General features: G+C 40.4%; 16 protein-coding genes and 1 riboswitch. Of the genes, 10 read left to right on the top strand and 6 right to left on the bottom strand.

What is annotated here, in order from left to right; translation table 11 throughout:
• Window positions 1–15 precede the first annotated feature (15 nt).
• Window positions 16–195, bottom strand: a complete 180-nt coding sequence (locus CKV81_RS04960) for a DUF5522 domain-containing protein (RefSeq protein ID WP_095071015.1) — start codon at window positions 193–195, stop codon at window positions 16–18.
• Window positions 196–241: 46 nt separating this feature from the next.
• On the opposite strand from CKV81_RS04960, the gene CKV81_RS04955 reads away from it, so the two are divergent.
• The 8 genes from CKV81_RS04955 to hemL all read left to right on the top strand — a co-directional run bounded on the left by CKV81_RS04955 (window position 242) and on the right by hemL (window position 8,652).
• A complete protein-coding gene (locus CKV81_RS04955) occupies window positions 242–574 on the top strand; it encodes a hypothetical protein (RefSeq protein WP_095071013.1) in 333 nt (110 codons plus the stop codon).
• Between the two features lie 239 nt (window positions 575–813).
• Window positions 814–2,262 (top strand): asparagine--tRNA ligase, encoded by a 1,449-nt coding sequence (asnS, locus tag CKV81_RS04950; RefSeq protein ID WP_095074253.1) that lies wholly within the window; start codon window positions 814–816, stop codon window positions 2,260–2,262.
• A gap of 77 nt (window positions 2,263–2,339) precedes the next feature.
• On the top strand, window positions 2,340–3,824 hold the full coding sequence (gene rpoN / locus CKV81_RS04945) for an RNA polymerase factor sigma-54 (protein WP_095071011.1): 1,485 nt from the start codon (window positions 2,340–2,342) through the stop codon (window positions 3,822–3,824).
• Between the two features lie 120 nt (window positions 3,825–3,944).
• Window positions 3,945–4,439, top strand: coding sequence for an RNA polymerase sigma factor (locus CKV81_RS04940; RefSeq protein WP_095071009.1), 495 nt, complete (start codon window positions 3,945–3,947; stop codon window positions 4,437–4,439).
• Window positions 4,432–5,115, top strand: a complete 684-nt coding sequence (locus CKV81_RS04935) for a beta-carotene 15,15'-monooxygenase (protein WP_095071007.1) — start codon at window positions 4,432–4,434, stop codon at window positions 5,113–5,115. The genes CKV81_RS04940 and CKV81_RS04935 overlap by 8 nt, the downstream gene beginning before the upstream one ends.
• A gap of 53 nt (window positions 5,116–5,168) precedes the next feature.
• Window positions 5,169–6,089 (top strand): 1-aminocyclopropane-1-carboxylate deaminase/D-cysteine desulfhydrase, encoded by a 921-nt coding sequence (locus tag CKV81_RS04930; RefSeq protein ID WP_095071005.1) that lies wholly within the window; start codon window positions 5,169–5,171, stop codon window positions 6,087–6,089.
• Window positions 6,090–6,189: 100 nt separating this feature from the next.
• A complete protein-coding gene (locus tag CKV81_RS04925) occupies window positions 6,190–7,239 on the top strand; it encodes a glucosaminidase domain-containing protein (protein WP_095071003.1) in 1,050 nt (349 codons plus the stop codon).
• A 129-nt stretch (window positions 7,240–7,368) separates the two neighbouring features.
• Window positions 7,369–8,652: a glutamate-1-semialdehyde 2,1-aminomutase gene (hemL, locus tag CKV81_RS04920; RefSeq protein WP_095071001.1), complete on the top strand. Its 1,284-nt coding sequence runs from the start codon at window positions 7,369–7,371 to the stop codon at window positions 8,650–8,652.
• Here hemL and CKV81_RS04915 read toward each other — a convergent pair.
• Complete coding sequence (locus CKV81_RS04915; RefSeq protein ID WP_095070998.1) at window positions 8,649–8,921, bottom strand: DUF2752 domain-containing protein; 273 nt, start codon at window positions 8,919–8,921, stop codon at window positions 8,649–8,651. The two genes, hemL and CKV81_RS04915, sit on opposite strands and share 4 nt — an antisense overlap.
• On the bottom strand, window positions 8,918–9,964 hold the full coding sequence (gene namA, locus CKV81_RS04910) for an NADPH dehydrogenase NamA (RefSeq protein ID WP_095070996.1): 1,047 nt from the start codon (window positions 9,962–9,964) through the stop codon (window positions 8,918–8,920). The genes CKV81_RS04915 and namA overlap by 4 nt, the downstream gene beginning before the upstream one ends.
• A 110-nt stretch (window positions 9,965–10,074) precedes the next feature.
• Between namA and cdd the strand changes: the two genes are divergently transcribed.
• Window positions 10,075–10,557: a cytidine deaminase gene (gene cdd, locus CKV81_RS04905; protein ID WP_095070994.1), complete on the top strand. Its 483-nt coding sequence runs from the start codon at window positions 10,075–10,077 to the stop codon at window positions 10,555–10,557.
• A gap of 78 nt (window positions 10,558–10,635) precedes the next feature.
• A riboswitch (cobalamin riboswitch) is annotated at window positions 10,636–10,879 on the top strand.
• Window positions 10,880–10,978: 99 nt separating this feature from the next.
• On the top strand, window positions 10,979–12,886 hold the full coding sequence (locus CKV81_RS04900) for a TonB-dependent receptor plug domain-containing protein (protein ID WP_095070992.1): 1,908 nt from the start codon (window positions 10,979–10,981) through the stop codon (window positions 12,884–12,886).
• A 58-nt stretch (window positions 12,887–12,944) separates the two neighbouring features.
• On the opposite strand, the gene CKV81_RS04895 is transcribed toward CKV81_RS04900, so the two are convergent.
• The 3 genes from CKV81_RS04895 to CKV81_RS04885 all read right to left on the bottom strand — a co-directional run bounded on the left by CKV81_RS04895 (window position 12,945) and on the right by CKV81_RS04885 (window position 15,618).
• Entirely contained in the window at window positions 12,945–14,387 is a 1,443-nt protein-coding gene (locus tag CKV81_RS04895) for a CCA tRNA nucleotidyltransferase (protein ID WP_095070990.1), read from the bottom strand.
• 151 nt (window positions 14,388–14,538) lie between these two features.
• The gene (locus CKV81_RS04890) at window positions 14,539–15,087 is read right to left on the bottom strand and encodes an L-threonylcarbamoyladenylate synthase (RefSeq protein WP_095070988.1); all 549 of its coding nucleotides are present in this window, start codon (window positions 15,085–15,087) and stop codon (window positions 14,539–14,541) included.
• Window positions 15,088–15,111: 24 nt separating this feature from the next.
• Window positions 15,112–15,618 (bottom strand): DinB family protein, encoded by a 507-nt coding sequence (locus CKV81_RS04885; RefSeq protein ID WP_095070986.1) that lies wholly within the window; start codon window positions 15,616–15,618, stop codon window positions 15,112–15,114.
• Window position 15,619 lies beyond the last annotated feature (1 nt).

Raw genomic sequence — 15,619 nt, 5'->3', positions numbered from 1 at the left:
TTAAAATGTATATAGTTATTTTTTATTCTGTTTTTTTATAAAAGTGTCGGTCTTCTTATCATAACCGTAGGGGCAGTGCTTGCAGCCGTTTTTGCAGCAGTAGCCGCGCTTCAGATGGTATTTTTCGGTAAAAACCCTGTAGCCCTGCTCATTATAATAATAGTCCTCATTTTCTTTGATGTCAGGTTTTGGCATAAGTTAAATCCTTAGTGGAATATTTTTTTTATATTATTTTTGTTTGATGATTATCGTAGCGCACAGACTGCTCAAAAATACGAAAATAAACGGCATCACCCTGTTTCCGTTTATCCTGCTGCGCAAGAAGGAAGACCGCAATAATGAGGTTTTGGTCAACCACGAAAAAATTCACCTGCGCCAGCAACTTGAGCTTTTAATCATATTTTTTTACATCTGGTACGTGGTTGAATATTACTATTGGTATTTCAAACTCAGAAACAGTTTTCTCGCCTATAAATACATTTCGTTTGAACGGGAAGCTTACGCCAAAGAAGACGACTTAAATTACCTCAAAAGCCGCAAGCTGTGGAGTTTCACCAAATATTTTTCAAAATAAATTAGAGCTCAGCTTACAGTTGGATATTCCATAATATTGTATTTTTAAAAACAACACTTATTGTAAGTTTTTTAAAAACTTTTTTGTGTTCCTCTGTCAAGCAAAATGTACCTATTTATTCAGCCTCACAAAATTCTATTAATCGATGGGGGCTTAAGAATAAAACCATAGCCGAAAAAGCCGCCTTCATCAAAAATTATTCCAATTTTCCTTACATTTGCACACTACAGATGTTTACCATGGAAAAGAGAACAGTAAAAGACATTTTAGAAGGTTACAAAAAAGTCCTTCATCACGATATCACGGTTCAGGGTTGGGTGCGTGCATTCCGTTCCAACAGATTTATTGCTCTGAATGACGGTTCCACGATCAACAATCTACAAATCGTAGTAGATTTTGAAAACTTTGATGAAGCGATCATTAAACAGATCAATACCGCCTCTTCCCTCAAAATCACCGGGGAAGTTGTAGAAAGCCAGGGTGCCGGCCAAACGGTTGAAATTTTAGCGAAGAAAATCGTAATCCTTGGTGATAACTTCAGTGAAGAACTGCAGAAAACCATTCTTCAGCCTAAAAAACACTCTCTTGAAAAACTTCGTGAAGAGGCGCATTTGCGTTTCAGAACCAATCTTTTCGGAGCGATCTTCAGAGTGAGAAGTGCGGTGAGTTTTGCCATTCATGAGTTCTTTAATAAAAATCAGTTTTTCTACATCCATACGCCGATTATTACCGGAGCGGATGCTGAAGGTGCCGGCGAGATGTTTGGTGTGACGAACTTTGACCTGAATAACATACCAAGAGACGAAAACGGCGATATCGATTTCGAACAGGATTTCTTTGCCAGAAAAACCAGCCTTACCGTTTCCGGGCAACTTGAAGCTGAGACTGCAGCGATGGGCTTGGGAAGGGTTTATACTTTTGGCCCCACGTTTCGTGCAGAAAATTCAAATACCACGCGCCACCTTGCGGAATTCTGGATGGTAGAGCCTGAAGTGGCTTTCAATAACCTTGAAGATAATATCGACCTGGCAGAAAACTTCCTGAAGTACGTCATTAAATATGTACTGGAAAACTGTAAAGATGATCTTGAGTTTTTAGATAAGCGTTTCGCGGAAGAACAGAAACAAAAACCCGAAAAAGAAAGGGCAAAAGAAGGTCTGATCGAGAAACTCGAAAAAGTAGCTGAAAAACGCTTCAAGCGTGTTTCTTATACGGAAGCCATAGAAATCCTAATGAACTCAAAGGAAAACAAAAAAGGAAAATTCCAGTTTCCGGTGGAGCACTGGGGAACTGATCTGCAGTCGGAACATGAAAGATTTTTGGTTGAAAAGCATTTTGAGTCACCGGTTGTACTTTTCGATTATCCGAAAGAGATCAAAGCATTTTATATGCGCCTGAACGAGGACGGTAAAACGGTAGCCGCGATGGACGTTCTGTTCCCGGGAATCGGTGAAATCATTGGTGGCTCGCAAAGGGAGGAGAGAATTGATGTTCTGAAACAAAAAATGAAGGAGATGCATGTGGATGAGGATGAACTTTGGTGGTATATCGATACCCGCAAGTTCGGTTCGGTACCGCACGCTGGCTTTGGCCTTGGCCTGGAAAGGCTGGTGCTTTTCGTGACGGGAATGACCAACATCCGCGATGTTATTCCGTTCCCAAGAACACCGAAAAGTGCAGAATTTTAAACTAATTATAAAAAATTTCGCAATAATATTGTAAGCCTCTACTTTGGCAATAGGATATTTTTGCACACAATAGAACTATGTTAAAACAAAACCTACAGCTCAAACTTGGTCAAAAACTGGCGCCGCAGCAGATTCAGCTGATGAAGTTGATACAGCTTCACACTTTGGAGTTTGAAGAGGAACTGGAGCGCGAGTTGGAGGAAAATCCGGCCCTGGAAAGAGCCAGCGAAGACGAAAACCAGGAAGAGGAATCTTACGACGATATCGGCAGCGAATATGAAGATGAGGGTTCCGAGAGCATCGATACCGATTTTGATGTAGATGAATACCTTTTTGATGACGAACCTTCGTATAAAACCGCGTCCAGCAACTATTCTGCTGATGATGAGGAATTCGACAATGAAAGTTTACTCACGGAAGGACAGACGCTTTACGATTATCTGATCGAGCAGATCCGCCTTATCAATATCAGTGGCGACGATCTGAAAATTGCAGAATACGTCATCGGAAACCTGGATACAGACGGCTATCTGAGACGTGAAATCAAATCTATTGTGGATGATTTGGCGTTCTCACAGGGCGTTTACACCACTAAGGAAAAGGTTGAAGACATTCTTGAAAATTATGTTCAGAAACTTGATCCGCCGGGAGTTGCAGCCCGGGATTTGCAGGAGTGTCTTTTACTTCAGATCGAGAAGAAAGTCAGTGCGGATAAAGCCGTTTCTTTGGCTGCCAATATTCTAAGGAATCAGTTTGATGCCTTGACTAACAAGCATTATAACAAGATCATGCAGAAGTATGATGTGGACGAGGAAGACCTGAAAGATGCACTGGACGAAATTTCGAGGCTTTCCCCGAAAGTTGGCGGCAATTTCGATACGCAGACCATCACCATCAATCAGGAAATCATTCCCGATTTTGTAATTCAGGTGAAGGAACTTTCAAAAGGCAAATACGACGTCATCCCTTTGCTGAACAGCAAAAATGCACCGACTTTAAGAGTTTCAGATGAGTACAAGGATATTCTCTCCACATACTCTCATGATAAGACTTCTGCCGAGCACAAACAGGCCGCGCTTTTCATCAAACAGAAACTTGATGCCGCCAAATGGTATATCGACGCGATTAACCAGCGCCAGAATACCTTGTTGCAAACCATTACCGCGATTGTAAAACTTCAGAAAGAATATTTTTTGACAGGCGACGACAAGTCTTTGAAACCAATGATTTTAAAAGATGTTGCCGACATTACAGGATTTGATATTTCTACGATTTCGCGTGTGGTAAAGAGCAAATATGCCGACACACCGAACGGAATCGTTTATCTTAAAGATTTATTCTCTGATTCACTCACCAATGATGATGGTGAAGAAGTATCTACCAAAGAAATCAAGATGCATCTTCAGGAAGCTATAGACAAAGAAAACAAGAGAAAACCTTACACCGATGATGCCCTGGTTGGAATTCTAAAGGAAAAAGGCTACAACATCGCAAGGAGAACCATCGCCAAATACCGCGAGCAGCTCAATATTCCGGTGGCACGGCTTAGGAAAGAATTATAAAAACAGTGAACCGGAGTTTTTTCCGGTTTTTTTATGTCCTTATTCCGGCATTCGTAAATCCGTAAATAGCTTTAATAAAAACTTTTTTTAATATCTTCGTTCGCATAATTTTACAAGGTTTTGACGGACAGAGAGAGAGAGTTTTCGCAGCTGGTAAAAGATAATCAGGGTTTGATTATCAAGGTTTCGCGCCTGTACACCAACTCTACTGAAGATGAGCAGGACCTTTTTCAGGAAATAGTGTTACAGTTGTGGCGCAGCTACGACACATTCAGAGGGCAGAGCAAGATTTCGACCTGGATGTACCGTGTGGCACTGAACACAGCGATTACCTTATTCCGAAAAAAAACCAAATCTCCACAAACCGACGAACTGATGGATTACCATCACCGTGATTATGTGGAAGATGACGATGAAAAACAACAACAAATCTCCTTACTTTACAAAGTAGTGAAAATGCTCCCGAAAATGGAGCGGGCGATTGTAATGATGTATCTGGATGATTTGCCATACCGCGAAATTGCTGAAACTTTGGGTATCTCTGAAGTGAACGCAAGAGTGAAAATGAACCGTCTGAAGAAAACATTAAAAGAACTGATGGAAAAATATGCCTGATTTTGATATTGACAACCTGAAAAAGCAGTGGCAGGAGCAGCCCGTTCCGGATAAATACAACAGCAGCGAAATCCTGAAAATGCTGAACAGCAAGTCACGGAACTACGTGAAATACATTTTCTGGATCAGTGTTGCAGAATTTTTACTGTTTTTGGTGATGAACATTTTTTATGTGTTTCAAAAAGGCGGTGATGACAGTTTCATGCATATCATGGAAAAACTCGGCGTGGAAAAAACTACGAAGTTTGAAGCCGATTATGCCCATTTGTATTTCATTATGAGGGTTGTAAGCCTTTTAGTTACTGGCTTTTTTGTGGTAAAATTCTACCTCAACTACCGGCAGATCCACGTAGAGGAGAACCTGAAAAAATTCATCCTGCAGATTATGAAATTCAGGAAAACGGTGAGCCTTTTCATCCTGACCAATATTCTGTTACTGGTATTTTTTATGGCGATACTTACAATGTTTGTTCTTAATACGATTTCGTCCCAAAACCTTCAAATGGACCATCCTACATTTATAGGATTCCTCGTTGGTTTGGGCATTTCTACAGCGATAAGTATTTTCCTCATCTGGCTGTACTACCGTGTGGTTTACGGAATCATTATGGGAAGATTGGGAAAAAATCTCGAACAGTTGAGAGAGATTGAGGAGAACGGTGAGGAAAAACTCTAAAAATTTTTTATTTAAAGAAAACGGGTTTCTATTCTAATTTTTAATGGCCTTCAATGCTTAAGATTCCTGATATAAAAGTTCCGGTGGTTGAAATTCCTTTTCGAAAGAACATTCGCCTTTTCATCAAAAGAGAAGATTTAATTCATCCTGAAATTTCAGGCAACAAATACTGGAAGCTCTTTCATAACGTCAATAATTATCTGGCAGAAAATCCTCAGAATCCACTGCTGATGACGTTTGGCGGCGCCTATTCCAACCATATTGCAGCGCTTTCTGCCCTTGGAAAAATCCATAATATCAAAACGGTGGGCATTATCCGTGGAAATGAGCTGGAATACCGCTGGAAGGAAAATCCGACTTTGAGATTCGCCTCAGAAAACGGTATGCATTTTTGTTTTGTAAGCCGCGAGGATTACCGGGACAAAGATGCTCTTTCAGAAAAACTCAAAAATGAATTCCCCAAAGCATTAATCATCCCTGAAGGTGGCACGAACCTGGCCGCGGTGGAAGGCATCAGGAATATGCTGAATTCTGATACTCAAGATTTTGACTATCTTTGTGCGGCTGTGGGAACCGGCGGAACGGTTGCCGGAATTTCCAAATTTGCGGAAAACCATCAGAAAGTTATCGGCTTTAAAGTGGTGGATGATGATTCGCTGCATTCAAGGGTTTCGGAACTTTCGGGGAAAGAAAATTTTACGCTTATAGACGCCCATTTCGGCGGTTATGGCAAAATTTCTGATGAAAACATTGCTTTTATCAATGCGTTTAGCCGGGAATTTGGCCTGCAGCTGGAGCCGGTTTATACCGGGAAGATGATGCGGAAGCTTTTTCAGCTTGTTGAGGAAGGCTATTTCCCGCAAAACAGTAAAGTTTTAGCCTTTCATACAGGCGGTTTGCAGGGAATTGCCGGTGCCAACGAAATGCTGAAGAAACAGAACAGAGCAGTGATAGAAAAAGGTGTGTCATCCTAAATTTGGCAAAGCTATGCAGTGTAAGAATCTACTGTTTTGGTTTTAGTAAAAATTAATAAATTGCACTTCTACGCACAGTAGAGTTTCAAAACAAAATAATATGAAAAAGACATTATTTGCTTTTACCGTAATTATTTTATCTAAATTTAATGCCCAGACCTGGAAAACTGAAGACCAGTACATCCAGAAATTTGCTGCGTACGCCGTAGAAGAGATGGAGAAATACCAGATTCCCGCTTCAATCACCTTAGCACAGGGACTTCTTGAAACCGGTGGCGGGCAGTCGCGCCTCGCACAACAGGGCAACAACCACTTCGGAATAAAATGTAAAGAAGACTGGACGGGTAAAACCATGTCGCATACCGACGATGCACCAAACGAATGTTTCCGGGTTTATGATGACCCGAAAGAATCCTACGAAGATCATTCTAAATTTCTGAAATACAGGAAGTACTACCAGAATCTTTTTACTTTGGATATGAAGGATTACAAAGCATGGGCTCACGGGCTGAAAAAAGCAGGATATGCTACTAATCCGCGTTACGCTTATATTCTGATTGATAAAATTGAGAAATACCGGCTTTACGAATTTGACAATACCAATTCGAAAGAGGCTTTGTTCACGGTTTTGAAGTTGTATCCTGATCTTAGAAATGATAAGGTTTTTATGGCACAGATGGATCAAAGCCAGGTGAGAACCAAGCCGTTAACCGTGCGGGTGCCTTACGAACAGACCTCCTACGCCAAACAGCAGCAGCGCGTTGAGAAAATTAAATCTGATGCTGAACTTTTGCAGACCATTTTGGTTAAAAGCCATCCTAACGGGAACAGGAAATTCATCGTTGTTCCGGCCGATACGGACCTGTCATTCATTGCCAACAAATTCAAAATCAGCGAAAGCCGCCTGATGAAGTGGAACGAACTTTCTGCTACAAGACTGCAGAAAAATGATGTGCTTTTCCTTGAAACCAAAAGCTCTGAAGGGAACACAAAAACTTATAAGGCTCAGGTTGGCGAAACGATGCACGATATTTCACAGAAATTCGGCATCAAACTTTCAAAACTTTATTCAAAAAACAGAATGTCTTATGGTGAACAGCCAAGAGTGGGGCAGCTGATCTATCTTCAGCAGAAAAAACCGAGAAGTTAGTTACAGCAATATTTCGTACTTTTGTGAGTGTGCTTTTTTAGTGCGCTCTTTTTTATTTACAAGGAAAAATTGAGCTGTTTAAGCCGATAAAAGCCATTATTATTACTCATTAAATTTTTAAAGTTAAAAATGTTATACCAAAGAAGTTCCGCGTTATTTGATGAAGCTTACAAATATATTCCGGGCGGCGTAAATTCACCTGTGAGAGCCTTTAAAGGTGTTGGCGGCGTGCCGGTTTTTATGAAATCCGCGAAGGGCGCATACTTAACCGATGCTGATGACCGAACTTACATTGACTACATCAATTCCTGGGGTCCTGCGATTTTAGGACATACACATCCGGATGTTTTGGAAGCGGTTCAGAAACAGGCAGAGAAAGGTTTCTCTTTCGGAACTCCCACAGAACTGGAGACTGAAATTGCGAAACTTATCGTAAAAAACGTTCCGAATATCGACCAGATCCGAATGGTTTCATCGGGAACGGAAGCTTGTATGAGCGCTGTTCGTCTGGCGAGAGGATATACGGGGCGCAACAAAATCATAAAATTTGAAGGCTGCTATCACGGCCACTCCGATTCTTTCTTGATAAAAGCGGGAAGCGGCGCTGCGACTTTTGGTAACCCAAATTCTCCGGGAGTTACGGCTGGTACCGCTAAAGATACTTTGTTGGCGAGATACAACGATTTTGAGCAGGTAAAGGATATTTTCAGGAATAATGAAGGTGAAATTGCCGCTGTAATCATTGAGCCGGTTGCCGGAAATATGGGCTGTGTTCTGCCGGAAAATAATTTTCTTCAGAAGTTAAGAACAGTCTGCGACGAATACGGAACTCTCCTGATTTTTGATGAGGTGATGACCGGTTTCCGTCTGGCATTCGGCGGCGCGCAGGAAGTTTTTAATGTGAAAGCCGATCTGGTAACCTACGGAAAAGTTATCGGTGGCGGAATGCCTGTTGGGGCTTTTGCCGGAAGAAACGAAATTATGGATGCCCTTGCTCCGAAAGGTGCAGTATACCAGGCCGGAACCTTAAGCGGAAATCCTCTGGCCATGAGAGCTGGTTTAACAACTTTGGAGCTGATTAAAGGCAATTTAAATTTCTTTGAAAACATCAGCAAAACTACCGAAACGCTGGATTTCGAAATTGGGAAAATCTTAAATGAAAAAGGGATCCAGCACAGAATCAACCGTAAAGGTTCGATGATGAGTGTCTTCTTCCATATTTCTTCGGTTTCAAATTTTGATGAAGCGGCAAATGCCAATCATGCACTCTTCAATAATTTCTTCCACCAGCTTTTGGCAAACGGAATTTACCTTCCGCCGAGTGGCTACGAAACATGGTTTATTTCTGACGCGATCAAGCAGAACGAGATCGACAGAACTCTGGAAGTTATCAGAAAATTTGAATATTCTTAATGCAGAAAGTACTGCACAACAATTATTAAAACGTTTAAAAAAATGAGGGGAAGTATCAGTTTTTGGTACTTCTTTTTTTTGGTTAAAAAATAAAGCAGCCCAACTATAGACAGCACAATGAGTGTATATATTGCCGGATATATTTGAAAAGCTTTGCTAAAATTACCTTTCAAAAGCTCTAACAGCGCAGTTTGCGCACCACAGCCAAAACACTCGATGCCCAAATATTTTTTATAAGGACATTTCCACAAAAAGTCATCTATACTCATTTTTTTGCACGCTCATACTGGTGTGGAAAAAAGCATTCCTGCCCTGATTCGAAAGCGCCCCGGACGGCGAGATATGGATTTCTCAAAATTTCGCGCGCCACAAAAATCAGATCAGCATCGTGGTTTTCCAGGATCGTTTCTGCCTGTTTGGAACTGGTAATCAGGCCTACTGCCCCGGTTTGTATTTCGGCCTCTTTCTTTATCCTTGAAGAAAACGGAACCTGATAACCGTCAAAAACAGAAATCTTCGCACCGTGAATATTTCCTCCGCTGGAAACGTCAACCAGATCAACATTTCTGGTTTTTAAAATTTTTGCAAGTTCGACAGACTGGTCTAAATTCCACCCGTTCGCTGCATATTCATCAGCCGAAATCCTTACAAAAAGCGGATGGTTTTCATCCAAAACAGTATTGACCGCTTCGACGATTTCAATTAAAAAACGGATTCTGTTCTCAAAACTTCCGCCATATTCGTCAGTTCGTATATTTGAAAGCGGCGACAAAAACTGGTGAATCAGATAACCGTGCGCTGCATGAATTTCAATCAAATTAAAACCGGCTTCTAAGGCGCGTTTTGCAGCATTTTTAAAATCAGCAATTAAATTCTTGATTTCCTCTACTGTAAGTTCATGCGGCGTTCTTTCTCCCGGTTTATAAGGGATTGGCGAAGGCGCTACTGTTTCCCAACTGGTTTCATCATCGGTTTGTACGCCATTCCACGTTGAGGCTTTTCTGCCGGCGTGTGCCAGCTGAATCCCGATTTGTGTTTCAGAATTTTGATGCACGAAATCCACGATTTTTTTGAAAGCGGCCGCCTGTTCATCATTCCAGATACCTGCGCATTTACTCGTGATGCGGCCTTCAGGAACTACGCCCGTTGCTTCAACCATAATTAATCCTGTTCCGCCTTGCGCGCGGCTGCCGTAGTGAACAAAATGAAAATCATTCGGCACACCTTCAGTTGCTGAATACATACACATCGGCGACATCACCCAACGGTTTTTCAGTTCGAGATTGCGAAATTTTATAGGGGAGTAAAGCATGGTTTTATATTTGGATTTGTAAATTTAGTGATTTAAAATTGCTCACAAATCATATAAGGTTTCTCTAATTAGTTTTAAATACCGTAAATTTACTTTCATAAAATTTTTTGATGCAACAGGAAATAAAAATCGGTTACGAGTTTTTCCAAAATGTGGATGAGCTGAACGATATCGAGAAAAAACTTTTTGAAACGGCAAAATCTGCCCGTGAAAAGGCTTACGCACCTTATTCAAATTTTCTTGTCGGATGTGCGTTACTTCTTGATAACGGTGAAATCATATCAGGAAATAACCAGGAAAATGCGGCATTTCCAAGCGGCCTTTGTGCGGAACGGGCTACCATTTTCTGGACTGCAGCAAACTTTCCGAAAGAAAAAATTCTAAAAATCTTCGTTATCGGCGGTTTAAAAGATTTTACCGAAAAGTCTACCGCAATTCCACCGTGCGGAGCCTGCAGACAAAGCATTTCAGAATATGAAGTGAAGCAAAGAAGCGATATCGAAATTTATTTTGCTTCCATGAGCGGAGAGGTTTACAAGACCCATTCAGTAAGGGATTTGCTTCCTTTTTCTTTTGATGCATCGTATTTATAATTAAAGTCACTGCAGAAGTACAAGACTTTTGGGTAGATAAGCGGCATAATTTTCGAAAAATACTTTCCAAAATCTCTTTGTTTGCGTATCTTCGCAGCACTTTCAGAAAAGGGAATCGCGTGCAATCCGTGAACTGTCCCCGCAACTGTAAATCACACGGTAGAATGAATAATTAACAATTGATAATTTTTCTTCTAACAAACTTTCTGCAACCAATCATTAATTATTACTTATCAGATTATTGATTGTGAAAGCCATTGCTTCGGTGAGAAGGCGCAGAATAAGTGAAAGTCAGGAGACCTTGCTGAAAGCTCAAAACCAACAACGCTTTCGGAGGAAAAGCCTGATTTACTGAACGTTCCGGTTCACTGATTAGACTGTATTTTTCCGGTAAGCAAACTTTAACTTAAATTATTCAAAAATGAAGAAAAGACTGATTTTTGTTGGAGCAATGCTTGTCGTAAGTTCAAACATTTTTGCCCAACAGGAAAATGAAACCACCATCGAAGAGGTAACTATCGCTTCGAAAATCCCGCAACAGCTTTACAAAACCGGAAAAAATGTGAAACTCATCACTTCGAAAGATCTTGAAAAATTTCAGGGACAAAATCTGAATGAAGTGCTGCAGCAGGTATCCGGATTTCAGATTACGGGAAATTTCAACAATGATGCTGAACCGAAATCTCCAAAGATCCGAGGGGGAAAAATGGCCAATATCCTTGTGCTAATCGATGGCGTTCCAATGAAAGATGTCACCGGTAACGATTACACAGCAATGGATTTGAGGCTTTTCGCAATCGAAAATGTAGAAAGTATCGAGGTTCTGAACGGTGCTTCTTCCGTACTTTACGGTTCCAACGCGACGGTTTCAGTAATTAATATTAAAACCAAAAAAAATGCGACCAAAAAAATCCAGGGAGAAGTTGGATTGAAAGGCGGTTCATTTGGAACTTTCGCACAAAATACAGGTGTGAGAGGAAATATCAATGGTTTTAAATATCAGCTTTCCGGTTTTAATGAAAAATCAGACGGAATTTCTGCTGCAGAAGGGAAAGATTTCGAAAAAGACGGTTTTGAAAAGCAAAATTTGGCAGCAACCATCGGTTACGGCGTAGAAAATTTCGATTTTAATATCAATGGCGGCTGGAACCACAATTTCTATCATTATGATGCTGGCGCATTCACCGACGGAAAGGACAGAGGAAATGATAAGCAGAGTTATATTGGTGGAAATGCCAACTTTAAATATAATAAAGGGCAGGTAACTTTCAATACAAGATATTCCGGTAACGAAAGGCTTTTGCAGGGATTAGATGAGAACTCTTACCGTGATGAATACCAGTACGAAGGGAAAAATTTCTTTGCTGAAATCTTCAATAATTATAAAGTTTCTGAGAATTTCAACTTCACTGTTGGTTTGCAGCACGAAAACCAAAGAATGGCTTCGAAAGCTTTGCCTTGGGGCGGAACGCAAATGGAAGACGGTTTGAAAATGGATGACACCGAAATGTCAAATCTTGATGCTTTTGCGAATTTCAATGCCAATTACAAAGGTTTTAATTTGGACGCCGGAGCAAGATTTACAGACAATTCCAAATTTGGAAACCACTTTGTTTACAGCGTAAATCCATATTATTTGTGGGAAATTGAAACGATGTTTTATAAAGTTGGATATTCCTATGCCACGGCTTTCATTGCACCTACACTTTACCAGAGCTACGGAACTTTACCGTACACTTTGGGGAATCCCGACCTGAAACCGGAAACCAATCAAACCCACGAAATCGATTTTAGTATTGGAAAAAAAGACAGAAGCATCGTTTTCAATGCAAGTTTGTTCCAAAGAAAAGAAGCAGATGTTTTTGCTTATAAAACCAATCCGGATTTTACGGGACAGTTCATTAACATTGAGAATAATAAAGTAAAAGGTTTTGAACTAGGGCTGGATTATGCGATGAATGAACAGTTGAGATTCGGTGGAAATTTCAGTTTTGTGGAAAAGGAAAATGCAGCAACAATGCTTCGGCAACCAAAACAGCGCATGAATTCTTATGTAGAATATTTGCCTTTCAAAACAACCAGGATTGCGCTTTCGCACCAGTTTACAAGCAAAAGAAGCGATGCGTATTGGGACAATTCAACCTTTACGGTAAAAAATGTTGAGTTGGACAGCTACCATCTCTTCAACCTGAACGTCAATCAAAAACTGCCATATAATCTTGAAACTTATCTGAATATCGGTAACCTGTTCAACGAATCTTATGTAGATGTCGCAGGGTTTACCACAAAACCCAGAAATTTCATGGTAGGTGTGAACTATAAATTTTAGGATTTATAATTTATTTTAATGTTAAAAAAATCCGCTGTGTAATTATCGCAGCGGATTATTATTTTTTGAAAATTATTAAAGAATTAGATTTCAACCCCAGTTTTTCAGCTTCGGTGATTACGAAATTTCGGGCTTCGATTTTATCGTTGGCAATGTCGCCTTCCAGAATCGCTTCTTTTACTTTTTCCTTTAAAATCCCGATTTCCCGTCCGGGTTGCAGGTTGAACATCTCCATAATTTCTTCACCGGAAATGGGCGGTTGGAAATTTCTGATGTGGTCTTTTTCTTCAACTTCCTTTATTTTTTGTGCGACATATTCAAAATTTTTGGTGAATCTTTCCTGTTTTTTAGCATTTTTTGTGGTGATGTCGGCTTTACAAAGTGTAAACAGGTCTTCCAGATCATCTCCGGCATCAAACAAAAGCCTTCTCAATGCAGAATCTGATGCGTCATCGGTAACCAGAGCGATGGGTCGCGAAGACAGCTTCACCATTTTCTGGACATATTTCAAATCATTCCCGAGTGGGAGTTTTAGTCTTTGAAACAAGGTTTTAGCCATTTTCGATCCTAAAAATTCATGACCGTGGAAAGTCCAGCCTGTGCCTTCAACGAACTTTTTAGTTGGAGCTTTCCCAATGTCGTGAAGCAGCGCCGACCAGCGTAACCATAGGTTTTCCGTGTTTTTTGAAATATTGTCAACCACTTCAAGCGTGTGGTAGAAATTGTCTTTGTGCGTTTGTCCTTCTATTTCCTCAATGCCTTTCAGCGCGATCAGTTCCGGCAAAATGTATTGAAGCAAGCCGGTTTCTTCGAGAAGTTTTAAACCAATACTGGGTTTTTCAGAAAGCATGATTTTGTTGAATTCGACCATAATTCTTTCCATCGACACAATCCTGATCCTTTCAGCTTCCTGTCTGATGGCTTGCAGAGAATTTTCTTCTATTTTAAAATTTAAAGTTGAAGCGAAACGAACGGCACGCATCATTCTTAGAGGATCGTCAGAATAGGTTTGTAGTGGCTCCAATGGCGTTCGCAGAATTTTATTCTGTAAATCTTCCTGACCGCGAAATGGATCAATGAGTTCTCCAAAGTTTTCTTTGTTTAACGAAATCGCCATGGCATTGATGGTAAAGTCGCGACGTTTCTGGTCGTCCTCCAAAGTTCCCGTCTCTACGGCAGGCTTGCGTGAATCTTCAGAGTAGCTTTCTTTTCTGGCACCAACGAACTCAAGATCCAAACCATTGTGTTTAAACATCGCTGTTCCGTATGTTTTAAACACCGAAACTTTTAGTTTAGGGTTGATTTCTACGGCGATTTTTTTTGCCAAATCAATACCGGAACTTTCTGTTACGAAATCTATATCGGTTGGCATTTGCCTTTTCATCAGAAGGTCGCGAACGTAGCCGCCAACGATGTAAACGGTTTGGTTATTCTTTTCTGCGACATCAGAAATGAGTTTGAAAAGCTTGAGATTTTTATTTTGGTTGAGGCTGATCTGCATTGTATTAAAAACTTTCGCAGATTGTGTAAATTCAGCAGATAAAAGATCTGCGCAATCTACTTAATCTGCGAGAAATATTTTTGCAAAGATAAGAATTTGAAATGACGTTTTATTTGGCTTCAGTAGCCTTACATTCAACGTTGACGAATTATTACTCTCTCAAAACTTTTATTCTGCCGTCATTCCAGACGCGTATAACTGATGAACCGGAATATTCTGAAATTTTTTCACGGTTTTCCTCTACGGCATAATCCACAAGACTGATGATTTCCGGATTGATGTCTGAAAACTTCATCGGAGATTTATCACCACTAAAATTGGCTGAGGTAGAAACCAATGGCTTATTGATTTTTGAAATGAGTTTTTTACAGAGATCGTCTTTAACCAAACGGATGCCGATGCTCCCGTCTTCGGCCAGAATTTCCTTGGGCAAACCTCGCGGATTGTCATAAACAATCGTCACCGGTTTTTCAGAAAGGTCGATGATTTCCCAGGCCATTTCCGGAACGTCGACCAAATCCTGCAAACGTTTTTCGCTTTCCACCAGAATTATCATCGATTTGGTGTTTTCCCGTTTTTTGATTTCAAAAATTCTGTTGATGGCGTCTATATTCGTAGCATCGCAGCCGATTCCCCAGATCGTGTCAGTGGGGTAGAGGATGGTCCCGCCGGATTTTAATGTTTGAAGGGCTTTTTCCATAACTTCCTATTGGTTAGAGACGAATTATCTTAAATTTTTCAGGTATCGTTCTTTGATGATGTTCAAATGATGGATATTGTGACCAACAATTAATTTTCCCAGCAATTCGACCGATATTTCGTTTTTGTTGGCAACGCCTGTTTTTTGCAGTATTTCAGAATTCAAATTCTTGAAAAATAAAAACGAAATTTTTCTGATGAGTTTAAATTCTTCAATCAGTTCAACCAGAGTATAATCTGCCACGTTGTTATTTGCTCCGTATTGAACTTCATCCCAGGCCGGAAGTTCGGTTTGGTCGTTTCTGGAAAAACTAAGCGCCCGATAATTGAAGATTTTCTCTGCGTCAATGAGATGTTGAAGCAAAATTTTTAATGACCATTTTCCTTCGGCATAAGCAAAATAAGACTGTTCTTCTGAAAGGTTTCCGTAAAGCTCTAAAGTTTCGTCTCCGGCATTTTTCATCTCCTGTATCCAGTCTGATGAGGGAATCAAACCGAGATAATTATGAATGTATTTTTGAAATTCTGTCATA

The organism is Chryseobacterium taklimakanense (assembly GCF_900187185.1).
GTDB lineage: Bacteria > Bacteroidota > Bacteroidia > Flavobacteriales > Weeksellaceae > Planobacterium > Planobacterium taklimakanense.
This window is presented reverse-complemented; position numbering and strand designations above follow the sequence as displayed.

What these genes read in the sequence shown, in the direction of transcription:
- CKV81_RS04960 (WP_095071015.1), bottom strand. Translation starts at nt 195, where the DNA reads ATGCCAAAACCTGACATCAAAGAAAATGAGGACTATTATTATAATGAG.
- CKV81_RS04955 (WP_095071013.1), top strand. Translation starts at nt 242, where the DNA reads ATGATTATCGTAGCGCACAGACTGCTCAAAAATACGAAAATAAACGGC.
- asnS (WP_095074253.1), top strand. Translation starts at nt 814, where the DNA reads ATGGAAAAGAGAACAGTAAAAGACATTTTAGAAGGTTACAAAAAAGTC.
- rpoN (WP_095071011.1), top strand. Translation starts at nt 2,340, where the DNA reads ATGTTAAAACAAAACCTACAGCTCAAACTTGGTCAAAAACTGGCGCCG.
- CKV81_RS04935 (WP_095071007.1), top strand. Translation starts at nt 4,432, where the DNA reads ATGCCTGATTTTGATATTGACAACCTGAAAAAGCAGTGGCAGGAGCAG.
- CKV81_RS04930 (WP_095071005.1), top strand. Translation starts at nt 5,169, where the DNA reads ATGCTTAAGATTCCTGATATAAAAGTTCCGGTGGTTGAAATTCCTTTT.
- CKV81_RS04925 (WP_095071003.1), top strand. Translation starts at nt 6,190, where the DNA reads ATGAAAAAGACATTATTTGCTTTTACCGTAATTATTTTATCTAAATTT.
- hemL (WP_095071001.1), top strand. Translation starts at nt 7,369, where the DNA reads ATGTTATACCAAAGAAGTTCCGCGTTATTTGATGAAGCTTACAAATAT.
- CKV81_RS04915 (WP_095070998.1), bottom strand. Translation starts at nt 8,921, where the DNA reads ATGAGTATAGATGACTTTTTGTGGAAATGTCCTTATAAAAAATATTTG.
- namA (WP_095070996.1), bottom strand. Translation starts at nt 9,964, where the DNA reads ATGCTTTACTCCCCTATAAAATTTCGCAATCTCGAACTGAAAAACCGT.
- cdd (WP_095070994.1), top strand. Translation starts at nt 10,075, where the DNA reads ATGCAACAGGAAATAAAAATCGGTTACGAGTTTTTCCAAAATGTGGAT.
- CKV81_RS04900 (WP_095070992.1), top strand. Translation starts at nt 10,979, where the DNA reads ATGAAGAAAAGACTGATTTTTGTTGGAGCAATGCTTGTCGTAAGTTCA.
- CKV81_RS04895 (WP_095070990.1), bottom strand. Translation starts at nt 14,387, where the DNA reads ATGCAGATCAGCCTCAACCAAAATAAAAATCTCAAGCTTTTCAAACTC.
- CKV81_RS04890 (WP_095070988.1), bottom strand. Translation starts at nt 15,087, where the DNA reads ATGGAAAAAGCCCTTCAAACATTAAAATCCGGCGGGACCATCCTCTAC.
- CKV81_RS04885 (WP_095070986.1), bottom strand. Translation starts at nt 15,618, where the DNA reads ATGACAGAATTTCAAAAATACATTCATAATTATCTCGGTTTGATTCCC.